Origin of the sequence: Arthrobacter oryzae (assembly GCF_030718995.1) — a bacterium.
Lineage (GTDB): Bacteria > Actinomycetota > Actinomycetes > Actinomycetales > Micrococcaceae > Arthrobacter > Arthrobacter oryzae_C.
The window spans coordinates 306,110-324,088 of record NZ_CP132204.1 but is presented as its reverse complement, the minus strand read 5'-3'; the positions used below and the strand labels follow the sequence as shown (position 1 = coordinate 324,088).

Here is a 17,979-nt window from a genome sequence, read left to right as displayed (position 1 = left end):
GTGCCACTGTGCAGTGCGGTGGTGCGAGCCAAAGACGGCACCGGCAGGTCCATCGTCTAAACTTGACCCGATGTCTAGATTATTTGGAACAGATGGTGTCCGGGGCCTGGCTAACGGCCTGCTCACAGCAGAGCTGGCGATGCAGCTGGCGCAAGCGGCCGCCGTCGTACTCGGCCACGAACGCAGCACGAACGGTAGCCGCCCGCGAGCCGTCGTGGCCCGCGATCCGCGTGCCAGTGGCGAATTCATCTCGGCAGCCGTCTCGGCGGGGCTCTCCAGCTCGGGCATCGACGTTTACGACGCCGGCGTGCTCCCCACGCCCGCCGCCGCCTACCTGGTGGCCGACCTCAACGCCGACTTCGGTGTCATGATCTCCGCGTCGCACAACCCGGCGCCGGACAACGGCATCAAATTCTTTGCCAGGGGCGGCCAGAAGCTGCCTGACGAGGTGGAAGACGCCATCGAGGCGCAGATGAGCAAGGAACCGGTCAGGCCCACAGGGAGCGATGTAGGCCGCATCCAGACCTTCTCCGACGCGGAGGACCGCTACATTGTCCACCTGCTCGGAACGCTGCCGCACCGGCTCGACGGGCTGAAGGTAGTCCTGGACTGCGCCCACGGCGCTGCCAGCGGCTGTTCACCGCAGCTCTTCAACGACGCCGGCGCCGAAATCGTGGTCATCGGTGCTGAGCCCGACGGCCTGAATATCAACGACGGCGTGGGCTCGACCCACCTCGGCGCCCTGCAGCGTGCCGTGGTGGAACACGGCGCCGACCTGGGCATCGCCCACGACGGCGACGCCGACCGGTGCCTGGCAATCGACCATGAAGGCAACGAAGTGGACGGTGACCAGATCATGGCCATCCTCGCCCTGGCGCTGAAGGAATCGGGCAAGCTCAAGGACAACGTCCTGGTGGCCACCGTCATGAGCAACCTCGGTCTGAAGATCGCCCTCCGCAACGCCGGCATCACCATCCGGGAGACCGCCGTGGGGGACCGCTACGTCCTAGAGGAAATGCGCGACGGCGGGTACAACCTCGGCGGCGAACAGTCCGGTCACGTGATCTTCGCCGATCATGCCACCACAGGCGACGGCCTCCTGACCGGCCTGCAGCTGGCGGCTCAGGTGGCGCTTACGGGTAAGCCACTGAAGGAACTGGCCACTGTGATGACCAAGCTTCCGCAGCTAATGATCAACGTCAAGAACGTGGACAAGGCCCGGGCAGGCACCGATGAGGGTGTCCTGGCCGCCGTCGCTGAAGCCTCCGCGGAGCTCGGCGAGACCGGCCGCGTGCTCCTGCGCCCGTCCGGAACCGAAGCCCTGGTGCGCGTGATGGTGGAGGCTGCCGACATGCCCACCGCCGAGCGTATCTGCAAGCATCTTGCGGCCGTGGTGGAAGAACGCCTGGCCGTTGCGCCGGCCGCCTAACCCGGTCCCCGCCGTACCAAATCCAGGCAGGCAAAAAAGCGGTCCGCCCCTGCTGGGGGCGGACCGCTTTGCTGTCGTAAGGAACTACGCCCTGGAGCTGCCGCTCCGGAGTGAGTCGCGGATTTCGGTGAGGAGTGCGATCTGCGGGTCTTCGGCGGCCTCTTCCTTGACCTCGGTATTAATACCGAGCCGGCGGTTGCGGCGTTCGATCATGTGGTTCATCGGCATGATGACCACGAAGTAGATGGCCGCTGCCACCAGCAGGAACGAAATGATGGAGGAGATGACGGAGCCGTACATGAACCCCTCCCACTGCATTTCTTCAATGCCCTTGGCACTGAACAGGCGGCCGATCAGGGGAGTCAGCAAGCCCTCGACGATTGAGGTCACGACAGCGCCGAAGGCGGCACCCATGACCACTGCGACGGCAAGGTCTACGACGTTGCCCTTCATGATGAAATTCTTGAATCCGGTCAACATGGGACCCAGCCTAGACCCGGGCTGTAAACACAGTGTGACGGCCCGGTAATATCCCGGGGTGTGTCGGGGACCACCCACAAGCCTTAGGCCCTACAAGTACCCCGGTGCCGCTTCCAGTCCGAAGTACTCCTCCAGCGTGGCGATGCCGCGGTTGGCCATGTCCGTCGCGGCCTCCACTCCGATGTACCGCAGGTGCCAGGACTCGTAGTAGTAGCCCGTGACCTGGTGGAACATCCACGGATACCGGACCACGAAGCCGAAGCGGTGGGCGTTGGCCTTTGCCCACACCGCGGCCGGCTGGTCGGCGAAGCATGGCTGGAAACCGCACGCCCCGCCGCCGTCGCCGATGTCAAAGGCCCAGCCGGTCTGGTGCTCCGAGTAGCCCGGCCGGGCCGAGGCAGTGTCCGCCTCGGCCTGCCCCCGGGAGGCAACATAGCTGTTGTACGTTGCCGTCTGCGTCCCGTAGGAGCGGTAGCCGCTGGCCAGGGTCATGGCCACGCCGTCCCGTGCCGCCGCGGCGAACATCTGCTCCGCGGCAGCCGCCGTCGTGCTGTTCAGCTGGGCGGCCTCGCCCGAAACCGCCAGCGCAACGTTCGGCTGCACCAGGTCCGCCGGGACATAGTCGGCGGGGGAGAGCGGACGGTGCTTGTTGACCACCAGCCACGGGCTGGCCGGATCCGTCAGCGAATGCTGCCGGGCGAGTCCGGCAGCGGGGGACGTGGGGGTCGGCGCGGCGGTCGGCGTAGGCGCCGGTGCCGGTTCGGACGCAGGTGAGGTCCCCGGGGACGCCTCCGCACTTGCCGACGTCGTCGCGGTGGGTGAAGCAGTGGGTGAAGAAGTCGTCGAGGACGATGGCGTTGGCCGGGTTCCGGCGTCGGGCGTGCACGCTGACAGGGCGGTCAGTCCGGCACCGACGGCCAGCAGCCTGGCGACGGAACGCCTGCTGGGCGTGGTCGCCGCAGCCGCAATGCAGTTGTGGCACACGTGTGCTAGACCTTCCGCAGCAGCATGCGGCGGATGGAATGGTCTGCTTCCTTAGTCAGCACCAGCTGCGCCCGGCCCCGCGTCGGAAGAACATTTTCCTCCAGGTTGGGCTCGTTGATCCGCTTCCAGATGTCGCGGGCGGTGATCTCGGCTTCCTCGTCGGACAGCGTGGCGTAGCGGTGGAAGTAAGATTCGGGTTGGGCGAACGCCGTGGTGCGGAGCTTGCGGAACCGGTCCACGTACCACTCCTCGATGTAGGAGGTCTTCGCGTCCACGTAGATGGAAAAGTCGAAGAAGTCGCTCAGCGCCAGGCCCTGCTTGCCATCGTGGCGCGGACGGGCCGGCGCCAGGACGTTCAGGCCCTCCACGATCAGCACATCCGGCCGGCGGACCACCACTTCCTTGCCGGGCACGATGTCGTACGTAACGTGCGAATACCAGGGAGCCCGGACCTCTTCCGCCCCGCCCTTGATCTCACTGACGAAGCGGAGCAGTGCACGGCGGTCGTACGATTCCGGGAAGCCTTTGCGTTCCAGGAGGTGCCGGCGCTTGAGTTCGGCCAGGGGATAGAGGAACCCGTCAGTGGTGATGAGCTCCACGTTGGGTGTGCCGGGCCAGCGGCGGAGCATCTCGCGGAGCACGCGGGCGATGGTGGACTTTCCCACGGCCACGGATCCGGCCACGCCGATCACGAAGGGCGTGCGCTGCGTCTGTTCGCCGAGGAAGGTGGTGGTGGCAGAGTGCAGTTGGCCCGCGGCCTCCACATAGAGGTGAAGCAGCCGGGAGAGCGGCAAGTAGACTTCGCGGACTTCCTTCATGTCCAGCGGATCACCGAGCCCTCTGAGACGGACCACGTCCTCTTCGTTCAGAGGCTGTTCCATCTGGGCTGCGAGCCGGGACCAGGTCTGCCTGTCCAGCTCCACGAACGGGGAGACACCCTCTCCATTCGCTTCATTGCGTTGCAAAGTCACGTTAGAGATTCTGCCTGCCGCGACGCTGAGAGCGAAATGGAGGGCGTCGCAACCGCCGTAATGGCGCCCGGGCACCCCGTCGCAGGCGCCACACGAGACCTCGGCGGACCCCCACTCCATATAAGCTTGGCTCTATGTGTGGAATCGTAGGATACGTAGGCCATTCGTCAGGCCGGGTAAATGTTGGCCACGGCGCGTTGGACGTTGTCCTTGAGGGACTCCGCCGTCTGGAGTACCGGGGATATGACTCGGCGGGCGTTGCTGTGGTGGCGGACGGAACCATTTCGTCCCGTAAGAAGTCCGGAAAGCTGAGCAACCTGCTCGCTGAACTGGAAAAGTCGCCGCTGCCGGATGCAGTCACCGGGATCGGGCACACCCGCTGGGCCACGCACGGCGGACCCACGGACCAGAATGCGCACCCGCACCTGTCCGACGGCGGCAAGCTGGCCCTCATCCACAACGGCATCATCGAAAACTTCGCCGAGCTCAAGCTGGAGCTGCTTGAAAAGGGCACTGTGTTCGCGTCCGAGACGGACACCGAGGTGGCCGCCGCGCTGCTGGGTGACATCTTCCGGAACAAGCTGAACGGTGACGTTTCCAACGGCGGCCTGACCAGGGCCATGCAGCTTGCCTGCCAGCGCCTTGAAGGCGCCTTCACACTGCTGGCCGTGCACGCGGACCAGCCCGACGTCGTCGTAGCCGCCCGGCGCAACTCCCCGCTCGTGGTGGGCCTGGGCGAGGGGGAGAACTTCCTCGGCTCGGACGTCTCCGGCTTCATCGACTACACCCGCCGGGCCGTGGAGCTGGGCCAGGACCAGATCGTGACCATCACCGCGGACACCGTGGAGATCACCGACTTCTTCGGCGCCCCGGCGCAGGGCAAGGAATACCACGTTGACTGGGACCCGGCCTCGGCCGAGAAGGGCGGCTACCCGTCCTTCATGGAGAAGGAAATCCACGACCAGCCCGACGCCGTGGCCAACACCCTGCTGGGCCGCTCGGACCTTGACGGCAAGCTGACACTCGATGAAATGCGCATCGACCCGGAGCACCTGAAGAAGATCAACAAGATCATCGTGCTCGCCTGCGGCACCTCCGCCTACTCCGGCCAGGTGGCCAAGTACGCGATCGAGCACTGGTGCCGGATTGCCACCGAGGTGGAGCTCTCCCATGAGTTCCGCTACCGCGATCCGATCGTGGACGAGAACACGCTGATTGTGTCCATCTCGCAGTCCGGCGAGACCATGGACACCCTGATGGCCGTCCGCTACGCCAAGGAACAGGGCGCCAAGACCCTCTCCATCTGCAACACCAACGGCTCCACCATTCCGCGCGAATCAGACGCCGTGCTCTACACCCACGCCGGGCCGGAGATCGCGGTGGCATCCACCAAGGCCTTCCTGGCGCAGATCACTGCGGCCTACCTGCTGGGCCTCTATTTGGCACAGCTGCGCGGCAACAAGTTCCAAGGCGAGATCAAGGACATCCTGGCCGACCTCGGCAAGGTCCCGGCGAAGATCCAGCAGGTCCTGGACCACGCGGACGAGATCAAGGAGCTGGCCCGGTCCATGTCCGGCGCCAAGTCGGTGCTGTTCCTGGGCCGTCACGTCGGGTTCCCGGTGGCCATGGAGGGCGCGCTCAAGCTCAAAGAACTGGCGTACATCCACGCTGAAGGCTTTGCCGCCGGCGAGCTGAAGCACGGACCGATCGCGCTGATCGAGGAGGGCCAGCCGGTATTCGTGGTGGTCCCGTCCCCGCGCGGCCGGAACTCGCTGCACGCCAAGGTGGTCTCCAACATCCAGGAGGTCCGGGCCCGCGGTGCGAAGACCATCGTCATCGCCGAGGAAGGCGACGAAGCAGTCAAGGCGTACGCCGAGCACGTCTTCTACATCCCCGAGACGCCCACGCTCCTCGCGCCCCTGCTGGCCGCCGTTCCGCTGCAGATCTTCGCCCTCGAACTTGCCACGGCCAAGGGATACGACGTGGACCAGCCACGCAACCTTGCCAAGAGCGTGACCGTAGAATAAGCCGCATGATTGTTGGCATTGGCGTAGACGTCGTAGACATTGAACGGTTCGGCCGGCAGCTGGAACGGACCCCCGGGCTCCGGGACCGGCTGTTCGTCCCGGCCGAGCGCGAACTGAACACCCGCTCCCTGGCCGCGCGTTTCGCGGCCAAGGAAGCCGTGGCCAAGGTCCTTGGCGCACCCGCGGGCATGAACTGGCAGGACTGCTGGATCGGCCTGGACCAGAACGGTCCCACCGTCCAGGTCAAGGGCACCGTGCTGGCAGTCGCCGAGTCCAAGGGCGTCAAACGCTGGCACCTCTCGATGAGCCACGACGGCGGAATCGCCACGGCGACCGTCCTCGCGGAAGGGTAAGCGCGGACTCACCACCTGACAGCCCGCAGCGGACCCAGCACCGATTGGACTGAACCCATGATCAGCGCCTACACCGGCACACAGATTCGCGAAGCCGAAAGGCCCCTTCTTACTGTTGGTGCGGGCGCTGTTCTCATGCAACGCGCAGCCTACGGCCTGGCCAACGCCGTGATCCGTGAGCTTGTTTCGCGCGGGATCCGCCCCTACGGCGCGAGCGTTGCGGTGCTGGCAGGCAAAGGCAACAACGGCGGAGACGGGCTCTTCGCCGCCGCTTTCCTGGCTGCCCGCGGAATGCGCACGACGGCGGTTCTCACCGCCGGCGAAGCACACCCTGACGGGCTGGCCGCCTTTGAACGGGCCGGCGGACGGGCCCGGATCCTCACCGACCACAACGCAGGCGAGCTGGCAGCGGCCGCCGCCGGCGCCGACGTCGTGATTGATGCCGTGCTGGGGACCGGCGCCCAAGGAGGCCTCCGCGGCGCCGCGGCGTCCCTGATCGGGAAGCTGAACAGCGGACCGCACGGAGTTGTGGTGGCCTGCGACATTCCCAGCGGCGTGAACGCGGACACCGGCGAAGCCTTTGACCCCGTGCTTTCCGCAGACGCCACCGTGACTTTCGGAGGGGCCAAGGCCGGCCTGCTCGCCGATCCCGGCGCCGACCATGCCGGACGCGTGCTGGTCATCCCCATCGGGATCGAAGGCGAACTGCCGCCGCCTGCATTGCGGCGCCTCGAATCCGCCGACCTTGCCCGGCTGCTGCCCCCGCCGGCGCGCCGCTCCCACAAGTACACCAGGGGAGTCCTGGGTGTCGTGGCTGGCTCGGAACAGTACCCGGGTGCCGCGGTCCTCGCCTGTCGGGGTGCCCTCGCTGCGGGCGCCGGAATGGTCAGGTACCTGGGCCCGCCGGAGGCAACCCGGCTGGTCCGGCAGGCCTGCCCTGAGGTGGTGTGCGGCCCGGACAACGTTGCCGACGCGCATGTCCAGGCCTGGCTGGTTGGATCGGGGATCGCTGACGGCGACGACCAGCAGCTGCAGCGCGTGCGAGACGCGGTGGAGACCGGACTGCCGGTGGCCGCCGACGCCGGAGCGCTGCCGGCCCTCCCTGACGTCCTGGCGCGCCACGTGGTGCTGACGCCGCATGGCGGTGAGCTGGCCCGCCTCCTGCAGCGCTACGGGATCGACCTCGGGCGGCAGGGCGTGGACGGGGCAACACTTGACGCTGTGCGCCGGGCCGCCGAAAGGACCGGTGCCACCGTGCTGCTGAAGGGCGCCACCACCCTGGTGGCCGCGCCGTCGGGCCCCGTCTTCAGCCAGGCCGAAGCCACGCCGTGGATGGCCACGGCCGGAAGCGGTGATGTGCTGTCTGGAGTACTTGGTTCCCTGCTGGCCCAGCATTCGGACGACGAGGAAAAGTTTGAAGCCTGCGGGATCTCCGCGGACCAGCGCTGGGCGGCCATTGGGGCAGTGGCTGCAAGCCTGCACGGCCGCGCCGGAACCCTTGCCTCGAATGGCGGACCGGTGACCGCCGGTGCCATCGCGGCCTGCCTTCCCGAGGTGATGCGGACTTTGTAATGATTTGGCGCAGGGCGCAGGAACACCGATAGTAAACCTGCTTACTAGTAGTCTGTCTAGAGATTTATTCGTTACGCACGAGGAGTACACATGGAAGTCTGGCCCGGATCGGCTTACCCGCTGGGAGCCACCTTTAACGGCACTGGCACGAACTTTGCGCTGTTCAGCGAAAGGGCTGAAAAGGTGGAACTGTGCCTTTTCGACGACAAGGGTGCTGAGACCCGGATCGAACTCCTCGAGGTAGACGGCTACGTCTGGCACTGCTACCTTCCCCACATCCAGCCCGGCCAGAAATACGGGTACCGGGTCCACGGGCCGTACGATCCCGCGTCCGGAAACCGGTTCAACCCGAACAAACTGCTGCTGGACCCCTACGCGAAGGCCGTTCACGGCCAGATCGACTGGGACCCTGCGCTGTTCTCGTACAACATGGGCGATCCCGATTCGCGCAACGATGCAGATTCGGCCCCGCACATGATGATGGGCGTGGTGATCAACCCGTTCTTCGACTGGGACGGTGACCACCTGCCCAGGGTTCCGTACCACAAGTCCGTGATCTACGAGGCCCACGTCAAGGGCCTCACCAAGCTGCACCCCGAGGTCCCCGAGGACCAGCGCGGCACCTACGCCGGCGTGGCCCACCCCTCGGTCATCTCCCACCTCCAGAAGCTGGGCGTCACGGCCATCGAGCTCATGCCGGTGCACCAGTTCGTCAACGACGGCATCCTGGAAGACAAGGGACTGAACAACTACTGGGGCTACAACACCATCGGCTTCTTCGCCCCGCACAACAGCTACAGCTCCACCGGTGACACCGGCCAGCAGGTGCAGGACTTCAAGGCCATGGTCCGCTCGCTGCACCAGGCGGGCATCGAGGTAATCCTCGACGTTGTGTACAACCACACGGCCGAGGGCAACCACCTGGGCCCCACCCTGTCCTTCAAGGGCATCGACAACGCCGCCTACTACCGGCTCATGGACGGCGACGAGAAGCACTACATGGACTACACGGGCACCGGCAACTCGCTCAACGTCCGGCACCCCCACTCCCTGCAGCTCCTGATGGATTCGCTCCGTTACTGGGTCACGGAGATGCACGTTGACGGCTTCCGTTTCGACCTCGCCTCCACCCTGGCCCGCGAATTCTACGATGTGGACAAGCTGTCCACCTTCTTCGAACTTATCCAGCAGGACCCGGTAGTGTCCCAGGTCAAGCTGATTGCCGAGCCGTGGGACGTTGGCCCCGGCGGCTACCAGGTGGGCAACTTCCCGCCGCAGTGGACGGAATGGAACGGCAAGTACCGCGACACCGTCCGCGACTTCTGGCGCGGAGAACCGGCAACCCTCGGCGAATTCGCCTCGAGGATCACCGGCTCCGCCGACCTCTACGAGCACTCCGGCCGACGCCCGGTCGCCTCGATCAACTTCGTCACCGCCCACGACGGCTTCACGTTGTCGGACCTGGTGTCCTACAACGAGAAGCACAACGATGCCAACGGCGAAGGCAACAACGACGGCGAATCGCACAACCGCTCGTGGAACTGCGGCGCCGAAGGCCCCACGGACGATCCCAAGGTCCTGGCCCTCCGTGCCCGGCAGCAGCGCAACTTCATCGCCTCGCTGCTCCTCTCGCAGGGCGTGCCCATGATCCTCCATGGCGACGAAATGGGCCGCACGCAGCAGGGCAACAACAACGGCTACTGCCAGGATTCGGAACTGACCTGGATCAACTGGGACAACGTGGACCAGCCGCTGGTGGAATTCACCGCGGCCGTCAACGCGCTGCGGCACAAGCACCCCACCTTCCGCCGCAGCCGCTTCTTCGACGGCAGGCCGGTGCTCCGCGGCGAGGGCGAGCGGCTTCCGGACATCGAGTGGCTGGACGTTGACGGCTCCACCATGAAGCCCGAGGACTGGGACAGCGGCTTCGGCCGTTCGGTGGGCATGTTCCTCAACGGCGACGGAATCCGCGGCCGTGACGAACGCGGCCGCCGGATCACCGACGTCAACTTCGTGCTCTATTTCAACGCGCACGACGACGAAGTGAAGTTCACGCTGCCGTCCGACGAATACGCTCCCGCCTGGGACATCATCATCGACACGGCAGGCCAGAACGCCGACACCGAACCGGTAGAAGCCGGAGATGCCCTGCCCGTTGCCGCCAAATCCCTGGTGGTGCTCCGCGCACACAGCGTTCCGGAGACCGAACCGGACCACTCGGTGGCGGCATCGTTGGCGGCGCTCTCGCAGACCAGCACCAGCGAGACCGAGTCGCTGACCACCCCGGCCATCGCGGAACCTGCCCAAATAAGGAAGGTCAAGGCGAAGGGCAAGGCTGATTCATGAGGACGCCCGTCTCCACCTACCGGCTCCAGATCCGTCCGTCCTTCACACTCCAGGACGCGGCCGCCAAGGTCCCGTACCTGAAGTCGCTGGGCGTGGACTGGATCTACCTGTCCCCGATCCTGACCGCGGAAAAAGGTTCGGACCACGGGTATGACGTCACCGACCCGTCCGCGGTGGATCCCGACCGCGGCGGCCCGGAAGGCCTCGCCGCCGTGTCCAAGGCAGCCCGGAACGCCGGCATGGGTGTGCTCGTGGACATTGTGCCCAACCACGTGGGCGTGGCCTCGCCGTACCAGAACCCCTGGTGGTGGTCGCTGCTCAAGGAGGGCAAACAGTCCCGTTACGCCGAGGCGTTCGACGTCGACTGGGACTTCGGCGGCGGACGCGTCCGGCTCCCGGTGCTGGGGAGCGACGACGACCTGGACAAGCTGGAAATCCGCGACGGCGAGCTGCGGTACTACGACCACCGGTTCCCGCTGGCGGACGGCAGTTTCACCGACGGGGACGACCCCCGTGACGTCCACGCCCGCCAGAACTACGAGCTGGTGGGCTGGCGCCGCGCGGACAACGACCTCAACTACCGCCGGTTCTTCGCCGTGAACACGCTGGCGGGTGTCCGGGTGGAAGTTCCCCGGGTTTTCGACGAAGCCCATGAGGAGGTGGTCCGCTGGTTCCGCGAAGGGCTGGCGGACGGCCTCCGGATTGACCACCCTGACGGCCTGGCCGACCCGGAGGGCTACCTGCGGCGCCTTCGCGAAGCCACGGGCGGCAGGTACCTGCTGATCGAGAAAATCCTGGAACCGGGGGAGGAGCTTCCGGCGTCCTTCGAATGCGAAGGGACCACCGGCTACGACGCACTGGCCGACGTGGACCGGCTGTTCGTGGACGCCTCTGCGCAGCAGGCCCTCGACCAGCTGGACGGCAGGCTGCGCGCCGGGGAACCCGCGGATTACGAGGAAATGATCCGGCTCACCAAACGCCGGATCACCGACGGCATCCTGCATTCGGAGATCCTCCGGCTGGCGCGGCTTCTTCCCGCCGGAACGGTTTCCGCCGCGACCGGAGTGGATGCCGAGCTCGCAGCGGACGCGATCTCCGAGATCATCGCAGCTTTTCCCGTGTACCGGACCTACCTCCCGTACGGCGAGGAAGTCCTCAAGGAAGCCTGCAGCCTCGCCGCCCGGCGGCGCCCCGACCTTGCACGGGCCGTGGACCTGCTGCAGCCGTTGCTGCTGGATGCCGACTCACCGCTGGCACAGCGGTTCCAGCAGACCTCCGGCATGGTGATGGCCAAGGGCGTGGAGGACACCGCGTTCTTCCGCTACACCCGGCTGGGAACCCTGACGGAGGTGGGCGCCGATCCCACCGAGTTCGCACTGGACCCGGCGGAGTTCCACCGGCGGATGGTGCGGCGGGAAGCCCACTTGCCCCTTTCGATGACCACGCTCAGCACGCACGACACCAAGCGCAGCGAGGACACCCGTGCCCGGATTTCCGTGATCTCCGAGTTCGTGGCCGAATGGGACCGTGTCCTGGCCAGACTCCAGGAACTGGCGCCGCTTCCTGACGGACCGTTGGCCAGCCTGCTGTGGCAGGCCATTGCCGGCGCATGGCCGGCCTCCCGGGAACGCCTGCAGCAGTACGCCACCAAGGCGGCCCGCGAAGCCGGTAATTCGACCGACTGGCTGGACCCGAACGAGGCGTTCGAGCAGAAGCTGGCCGCCGCCGTCGACGCCGCGTTCGACAACCCCGAGGTCCGTGCGGAACTGGAGGCCTTCGTGGCGCTCCTGGAACCGTACGGCGCCGCCAACGCGCTGTCCGCGAAACTCGTGCAGCTGACCATGCCGGGCGTCCCGGACGTGTACCAGGGCACCGAGTTCTGGGACCGTTCCCTCACCGACCCGGACAACCGCCGCACCGTCGACTTTGCCGCCCGGCAGCGGGCACTGGACGCCCTCGACGCCGGTGAGCGTCCGGCGTCGTACAGGGACGAGGCGGCCAAACTGCTGGTGACCTCCCGCGCGCTCCGGCTCCGGCGCGACCGGACCGAGCTCTTCACGGGCTATACGGCAATCACGGCCACCGGTGCTGCGGCGGCGCACCTGGTCGCGTTCAGCCGGGGCGCCGGTGCGTCCGCCGGGGCCCTGACTCTGGCAACCAGGCTGCCCCGGGGGCTGGAACAGTCCGGCGGCTGGCAGGACACGTCGGTGGAAATGCCGGCAGCCATGACGGACGAATTCACGGGCAACAGCTTCGGGCCCGGGCCCGTCGCTGTTGCGGACCTCCTGGCAACCTACCCCGTTGCACTGCTGGTACCTACCACTGGATCGGAGAATGACGGATGACGCCTTCCGTGAACGGAAGCGGACGCTTCGACGTCTGGGCCCCCAACGTCACGGCCATCACCTTGCTGGCCGACGGCGCTGAATACGCCATGAGCCAGCGCGGCGAGGGCTGGTGGACGGCCCCGGACGCTCCGGCCGAAGGGGAAGTTTTCTACGGTTACCTGCCGGAGGCGGACACCACCCCGTTGCCGGACCCCCGCTCCCGCCGCCAGCCTGAGGGCGTCCACTCCCTGTCGCGGACCTTTGATCCGTCCGCCCATGAATGGGCGGACGGGGACTGGCCGGGCCGGGAACTGCAGGGCGCCGTCATCTACGAACTCCATATCGGCACGTTCACTCCCGAGGGCACCCTGGAAGCTGCCGCCGGGAAGCTGGGGTACCTCAAGGACCTCGGCGTCGACTTTGTGGAACTCCTGCCCGTCAACGGCTTCAACGGGACCCACAACTGGGGCTACGACGGCGTCCTCTGGTACGCCGTCCACGAAGGATACGGCGGCCCCGCCGCCTACCAGCGCTTCGTGGACGCCGCACACCAGGCAGGCCTGGGCGTCATCCAGGACGTGGTCTACAACCACCTCGGTCCCAGCGGAAACTATCTGCCGAAGTTCGGTCCCTACCTGAAGTCAGGGGAGGGGAACACCTGGGGCGACTCGGTGAACCTGGATTCGGCAGGGTCCGACGAGGTCCGTCGCTACATCCTGGACAACGCTGCCATGTGGCTTCGCGATTACCACGTGGACGGGTTGCGGATCGACGCCGTGCACGCCTTCAAGGACGAGCGGGCAGTCCATCTCCTGGAGGAATTCGGGGCCCTGGGAGACGCCGTCGCGGCGGAAACCGGCCGTCCGATCACCATGATCGCGGAGTCCGACCTCAACAACCCCCGCCTGCTGTATCCCCGCGACGCCAACGGGTACGGGCTGGAGGGGCAGTGGAGCGACGACTTCCACCACGCCGTGCACGTGAACATCAGCGGCGAGACCGCAGGGTATTACAGCGATTTTGACTCGCTGGGCGCCCTGGCCAAGGTGCTGCGCGACGGCTTCTTCCACGACGGCAGCTACTCCAGCTTCCGCGGCCGGCACCACGGACGGCCCATCAACACCGAACTGGTGCACCCGGCCGCCCTGGTGGTCTGCAGCCAGAACCACGACCAGATCGGCAACCGCGCCACCGGGGACCGGCTCTCCCAGTCGCTGTCCTACGGCCAGCTTGCCCTGGCCGCCGTTCTCACGCTGACGTCCCCGTTCACCCCCATGCTCTTCATGGGGGAGGAATACGGTGCCACCACGCCGTGGCAGTTCTTCACGTCCCATCCGGAACCGGAACTGGGTAAGGCGACGGCGGAAGGCCGCATCAAGGAGTTCGAACGGATGGGGTGGGATCCCGCCGTCGTGCCCGATCCCCAGGACCCGGAGACCTTCAACCGGTCGAAACTGAACTGGGCCGAGGCCGAGCAGGGCGACCACGCCCGCCTCCTGGAGCTCTACCGTGCGCTGACGGCGCTGCGCCGTTCCACCCCGGAACTCGCCGGCCTGGGGTTCGCGGATACGGACGTGGACTACAGCGAAGCCGATGGCTGGCTGCGGTTCCGGCGCGGAGACGTCCACGTGGCATTGAACTTCTCCGAACAGCAGGTCAGGCTCGGGGAGGTCGCGGGATCAGTACTGCTCGCCACCGATGAGGCAACCGGGCCTGATGGCGGCTCGCTGGTGCTGGCGCCCTGGAGTGCGGCGATTCTGAAGGCCTAGCTTCTGGTGGCTGTTGCTGCGCCGCGGGCCGTTTAGTCAGCCCGCGGCGTAACAACAGCCAATATGGTTGTAGCCTGCGTCACAGCTGGCAGGATTGCACGTATGACTTATTCGGCAGCGGACAACCGCTATGAATCCATGCCCTACCGCCGCGTCGGACGCAGCGGGCTCAAACTCCCGGCCATCTCCCTTGGCCTGTGGCACAACTTCGGCGACGACAAGCGTTTCGATGAGCAGCGCGCCATCCTCCGCCGCGCCTTCGACCTCGGCGTCAACCACTTCGACCTGGCCAACAACTATGGCCCGCCGGACGGCTCCGCCGAGACCAACTTCGGCCGCCACCTCCGGGACGACTTCAAGCCGTACCGCGACGAGCTGGTCATCTCCACCAAGGCCGGCTACTACATGTGGCCGGGCCCGTACGGCGAGTGGGGTTCCCGCAAGTACCTGATTTCCAGCCTTGACCAGTCGCTGCAGCGCATGGGCCTGGACTACGTGGACATCTTCTACAGCCACCGCCCCGATCCGGAAACGCCGATGGAGGAAACCATGGGCGCACTGGACTACGCCGTGCGCTCCGGCAAGGCACTGTACGCCGGCATCTCCTCCTACACCCCGGAGCAGACCATCGAGGCCGCACGGATCCTCAAGGACCTTGGCACTCCGCTGCTCATCCACCAGCCCAGCTACTCCATGCTGAACCGCTGGACCGAGAACGGCGCCCCCAACCTCTACGAGGCGCTGGACCAGGTGGGCGCGGGATCCATCGCCTTCTCCCCGCTGGCACAGGGCATGCTGACGGACCGCTACCTGAACGGCATCCCGGCCGATTCGCGGGCGGCCAAGGAGCGGTTCCTGTCCGAATCGGCGCTCACCGAGGACAAGCTGGACCGGGTCCGCGGACTCAACAAGATTGCCGCCGGCCGCGGACAGTCGCTGGCCCAGATGGCCATTGCCTGGATCCTCCGCGACCAGCCCAAGGGGTCGCCCGTGACGTCCGCGCTGGTGGGCGCGTCCAGCGTCAAGCAGCTGGAGGACACCCTGTCCGCCATCAGCAACCTGGCGTTCTCCCACGAGGAGCTGACGGCGATCGATGAGTTCGCCGTCGAATCCGAGATCAACCTGTGGGCGCAGAAGTAGCCGGCGCGTAACAAAGCGTCCGTAACAGAACTGTTCCGGACACAAAGCCGGGGCCGGGAACAACACCGGCCCCGGCGGCGTTGGCTAGAATGCAAGGGCGCCCCATGGCGCCGTGCCCAGCAGCCGCCGTCGCACATCAGAGTGCAGCCGCGCGGGGCACTGAAGTTTGTTCTCAAAGGAGTTCCGTGTCTTCAAATCCGATTCGTGTTGCCATCGTCGGTGTGGGTAACTGCGCCGCGTCCCTGGTCCAGGGTGTCCACTACTACCGGGATGCCGACCCCCAGGCCACGATTCCCGGTCTGATGCACGTGGAGTTCGGCAAGTACCACGTCAACGATGTTGAATTCGTTGCAGCCTTCGATGTTGACGGCAAAAAGGTCGGCGTTGACCTGGCCGACGCTATCCTGGCCAGCGAAAACAACACCATCAAGATCGCCGACGTTCCCCCCACCGGCGTGACCGTGCAGCGCGGCCACACCCTGGACGGCCTCGGCAAGTACTACCTCGAGACCATCGAGCAGTCCCCGGCCGAGCCGGTGGACGTAGTCCAGGCCCTCAAGGACGCCAAGGTTGACGTCATGGTCTGCTACCTGCCGGTCGGTTCGCAGGAAGCCGCCGAGTTCTACGCCCAGGCCGCAATCGACGCCGGCGTGGCGTTCGTCAACGCCCTGCCGGTGTTCATCGCCGGGACCAAGGAATGGGCGGACAAGTTCACCGCCGCCGGTGTTCCGATCGTGGGCGACGACATCAAGAGCCAGATCGGTGCCACTATCACGCACCGCGTCATGGCCAAGCTCTTCGAAGACCGCGGCGTCACGCTGGACCGCACGTACCAGCTCAACGTAGGCGGCAACATGGACTTCAAGAACATGCTGGAGCGCGACCGCCTCGAGTCCAAGAAGATCTCCAAGACCCAGGCCGTCACCTCCAACGTCGAAGCCGAACTGGCTGCCAAGGACGTCCACATCGGCCCGTCCGACTACGTCCAGTGGCTCGACGACCGCAAATGGGCCTTCGTCCGCCTCGAAGGCCGCAACTTCGGCGACGCCCCGGTTTCCCTGGAGTACAAGCTCGAGGTGTGGGACTCACCCAACTCGGCCGGCGTGATCATCGATGCCATCCGTGCGGCCAAGATCGGCCTGGACCGCGGCATCGGCGGCCCGCTGCTCTCGGCTTCCAGCTACTTCATGAAGTCCCCGCCGGAGCAGTTCAACGACGACCTCGCCCGTGAAAAGGTGGAGGCCTTCATCCGCGGAGACCTGGAGCGCTAAGCCCCTTCCTCCCGCGACGCTCTCTCACCATTGGTGGGGGAGCATCGCGCGTTAAGCGCCCTGTTCGTAGCGGCGGATGGCGTGGCTGGCCTGCGCCAGGGCGAGGAGTTTCAGTAGCAGTTGACTGTGCATGTGCATGCCCACGGCGGCGGTAAGGATAAGCTGGTCGACGCTGTCGGGGGCTGTCGTGGCTGCAATGTCGACCCGGGCGACGTCGTCCATCGCCTTGCTGTACGTGTCCAGCACCTCGCCGGTCACCGGGATGTTGAGGCTTTCCATCAGTTCCAGATGGGCGTTCAGAGCGTTCCGGGCGTCGCTGGGATAGTCCGGCCAGTTTCTCAGGCGTACGACGGCGTCAGCCGCACGGGTGCCGATGTCGACTCCTGCTTGGGCATGGCTGTCAAGATTCAGCACCACACGTTGGACCGCGGCCAACAGATCAAGGCGCGGGGCGCCGTCGTCGGCCATTTTCAGAATGCCGCGGATCTGTTCGATGTTCAGTCCGACTATCCGGCGGAGCGCCTGAATTAATCCGAGGCGCTCGACGTGCCGAGCGGAATACTGCGCGCGGGTTGCGTGGACTGTCTCGCCGGCCGGCAGCAGGCCCTCGCGCAGGTAGTACTTGATGCTGGCGGCCGAGACTCCCGTGTGCCCGCTCAGTTCCTTGAGCTGCATGCCTGCCCTCTTTCCCGACCGGTCCGAAAACGTTGGATAGCGGATCCGGCAACAGCTATCCAGATATACACGCATTGGATAGTGGCTCTATCCTAGTCCCATGGACCACTGGAATGTACTGCTTGTCAGCCACGTGATCGCCGCCTTGTTCGTCCTCGGGATAGGCCCCTTCCAAATCCTTCGCCGGCGCCGCGACCGCATTCACCGCACCATGGGCTACCTTTGGGTCGCGGCCATGTACTACGTCTGCATCAGCAGTTTCTGGATTGTGACGGCCGGGCATTTCACCTGGCTGCACGGGCTATCCGCCTTCACCATCGTGACGGTCACCCTTGGGCTGGTCAGCGCCATCCGCGGCAACATCCCCTCGCATTTCGGCAACATGATCGGCAGCTACATCGGTATTGCCGTCGCATTCGTATTTGCCGTGGCCGTCCCCGGACGGGCCATCCCGCAGCTCCTCGCGGAGGACCCGGGCACCGCTGCCTACGTGGCCGGGCTGGTGGCGCTCAGCGTTGTGGTGGTGTTCGTTTCGCTCAAGCGCGGCGTGCGCACGGTGGGCGCGGGCGCGGTTGCAGTGCGCCGAACGGGGGACCGGACGCTCTCTCACTTCCTGCGGGTTTGACTTGGACGCT

General features: G+C 66.1%; 14 protein-coding genes. 10 read left to right on the top strand and 4 right to left on the bottom strand.

The genetic code is table 11. From position 1 onward, the window contains the following. Positions 1-70 precede the first annotated feature (70 nt). Positions 71-1,429 (top strand): phosphoglucosamine mutase, encoded by a 1,359-nt coding sequence (gene glmM, locus Q8Z05_RS01440; RefSeq protein ID WP_305941763.1) that lies wholly within the window; start codon positions 71-73, stop codon positions 1,427-1,429. 84 nt (positions 1,430-1,513) lie between these two features. Here glmM and mscL read toward each other — a convergent pair whose 3' ends face one another. The 3 genes from mscL to coaA all read right to left on the bottom strand — a co-directional run bounded on the left by mscL (position 1,514) and on the right by coaA (position 3,864). Beyond that, positions 1,514-1,909, bottom strand: coding sequence for a large conductance mechanosensitive channel protein MscL (gene mscL, locus Q8Z05_RS01435; RefSeq protein WP_305941762.1), 396 nt, complete (start codon positions 1,907-1,909; stop codon positions 1,514-1,516). Positions 1,910-1,999: 90 nt separating this feature from the next. After that, positions 2,000-2,893 (bottom strand): M15 family metallopeptidase, encoded by an 894-nt coding sequence (locus Q8Z05_RS01430; protein ID WP_305941761.1) that lies wholly within the window; start codon positions 2,891-2,893, stop codon positions 2,000-2,002. Positions 2,894-2,898: 5 nt separating this feature from the next. Further along, positions 2,899-3,864: a type I pantothenate kinase gene (gene coaA / locus Q8Z05_RS01425; RefSeq protein ID WP_305941760.1), complete on the bottom strand. Its 966-nt coding sequence runs from the start codon at positions 3,862-3,864 to the stop codon at positions 2,899-2,901. Positions 3,865-3,998: 134 nt separating this feature from the next. Between coaA and glmS the strand changes: the two genes are divergently transcribed. The 8 genes from glmS to Q8Z05_RS01385 all read left to right on the top strand — a co-directional run bounded on the left by glmS (position 3,999) and on the right by Q8Z05_RS01385 (position 16,669). Next, the gene (gene glmS / locus Q8Z05_RS01420) at positions 3,999-5,891 is read left to right on the top strand and encodes a glutamine--fructose-6-phosphate transaminase (isomerizing) (RefSeq protein WP_305941759.1); all 1,893 of its coding nucleotides are present in this window, start codon (positions 3,999-4,001) and stop codon (positions 5,889-5,891) included. Between the two features lie 5 nt (positions 5,892-5,896). Then, a complete protein-coding gene (locus Q8Z05_RS01415) occupies positions 5,897-6,244 on the top strand; it encodes a holo-ACP synthase (RefSeq protein WP_043482943.1) in 348 nt (115 codons plus the stop codon). A gap of 57 nt (positions 6,245-6,301) precedes the next feature. Continuing rightward, positions 6,302-7,816, top strand: a complete 1,515-nt coding sequence (locus tag Q8Z05_RS01410) for an NAD(P)H-hydrate dehydratase (protein ID WP_305941758.1) — start codon at positions 6,302-6,304, stop codon at positions 7,814-7,816. A 90-nt stretch (positions 7,817-7,906) separates the two neighbouring features. Next, positions 7,907-10,162, top strand: a complete 2,256-nt coding sequence (gene glgX / locus Q8Z05_RS01405; protein WP_305941757.1) for a glycogen debranching protein GlgX — start codon at positions 7,907-7,909, stop codon at positions 10,160-10,162. After that, on the top strand, positions 10,159-12,507 hold the full coding sequence (gene treY, locus Q8Z05_RS01400; protein WP_305941756.1) for a malto-oligosyltrehalose synthase: 2,349 nt from the start codon (positions 10,159-10,161) through the stop codon (positions 12,505-12,507). The genes glgX and treY overlap by 4 nt, the downstream gene beginning before the upstream one ends. Next, the gene (gene treZ, locus Q8Z05_RS01395) at positions 12,504-14,258 is read left to right on the top strand and encodes a malto-oligosyltrehalose trehalohydrolase (protein ID WP_305941755.1); all 1,755 of its coding nucleotides are present in this window, start codon (positions 12,504-12,506) and stop codon (positions 14,256-14,258) included. The genes treY and treZ overlap by 4 nt, the downstream gene beginning before the upstream one ends. A 102-nt stretch (positions 14,259-14,360) precedes the next feature. Further along, entirely contained in the window at positions 14,361-15,398 is a 1,038-nt protein-coding gene (gene mgrA, locus Q8Z05_RS01390) for an L-glyceraldehyde 3-phosphate reductase (protein WP_305941754.1), read from the top strand. 185 nt (positions 15,399-15,583) lie between these two features. Then, complete coding sequence (locus tag Q8Z05_RS01385) at positions 15,584-16,669, top strand: inositol-3-phosphate synthase (RefSeq protein ID WP_305941753.1); 1,086 nt, start codon at positions 15,584-15,586, stop codon at positions 16,667-16,669. A gap of 51 nt (positions 16,670-16,720) precedes the next feature. Here Q8Z05_RS01385 and Q8Z05_RS01380 read toward each other — a convergent pair whose 3' ends face one another. Beyond that, positions 16,721-17,344: a MerR family transcriptional regulator gene (locus tag Q8Z05_RS01380; RefSeq protein ID WP_305941752.1), complete on the bottom strand. Its 624-nt coding sequence runs from the start codon at positions 17,342-17,344 to the stop codon at positions 16,721-16,723. A 100-nt stretch (positions 17,345-17,444) separates the two neighbouring features. Here Q8Z05_RS01380 and Q8Z05_RS01375 point away from each other — a divergent pair, with 100 nt between their 5' ends. Beyond that, on the top strand, positions 17,445-17,969 hold the full coding sequence (locus tag Q8Z05_RS01375; protein WP_305941751.1) for a DUF2306 domain-containing protein: 525 nt from the start codon (positions 17,445-17,447) through the stop codon (positions 17,967-17,969). The last annotated feature ends 10 nt before the right edge of the window (positions 17,970-17,979 follow it).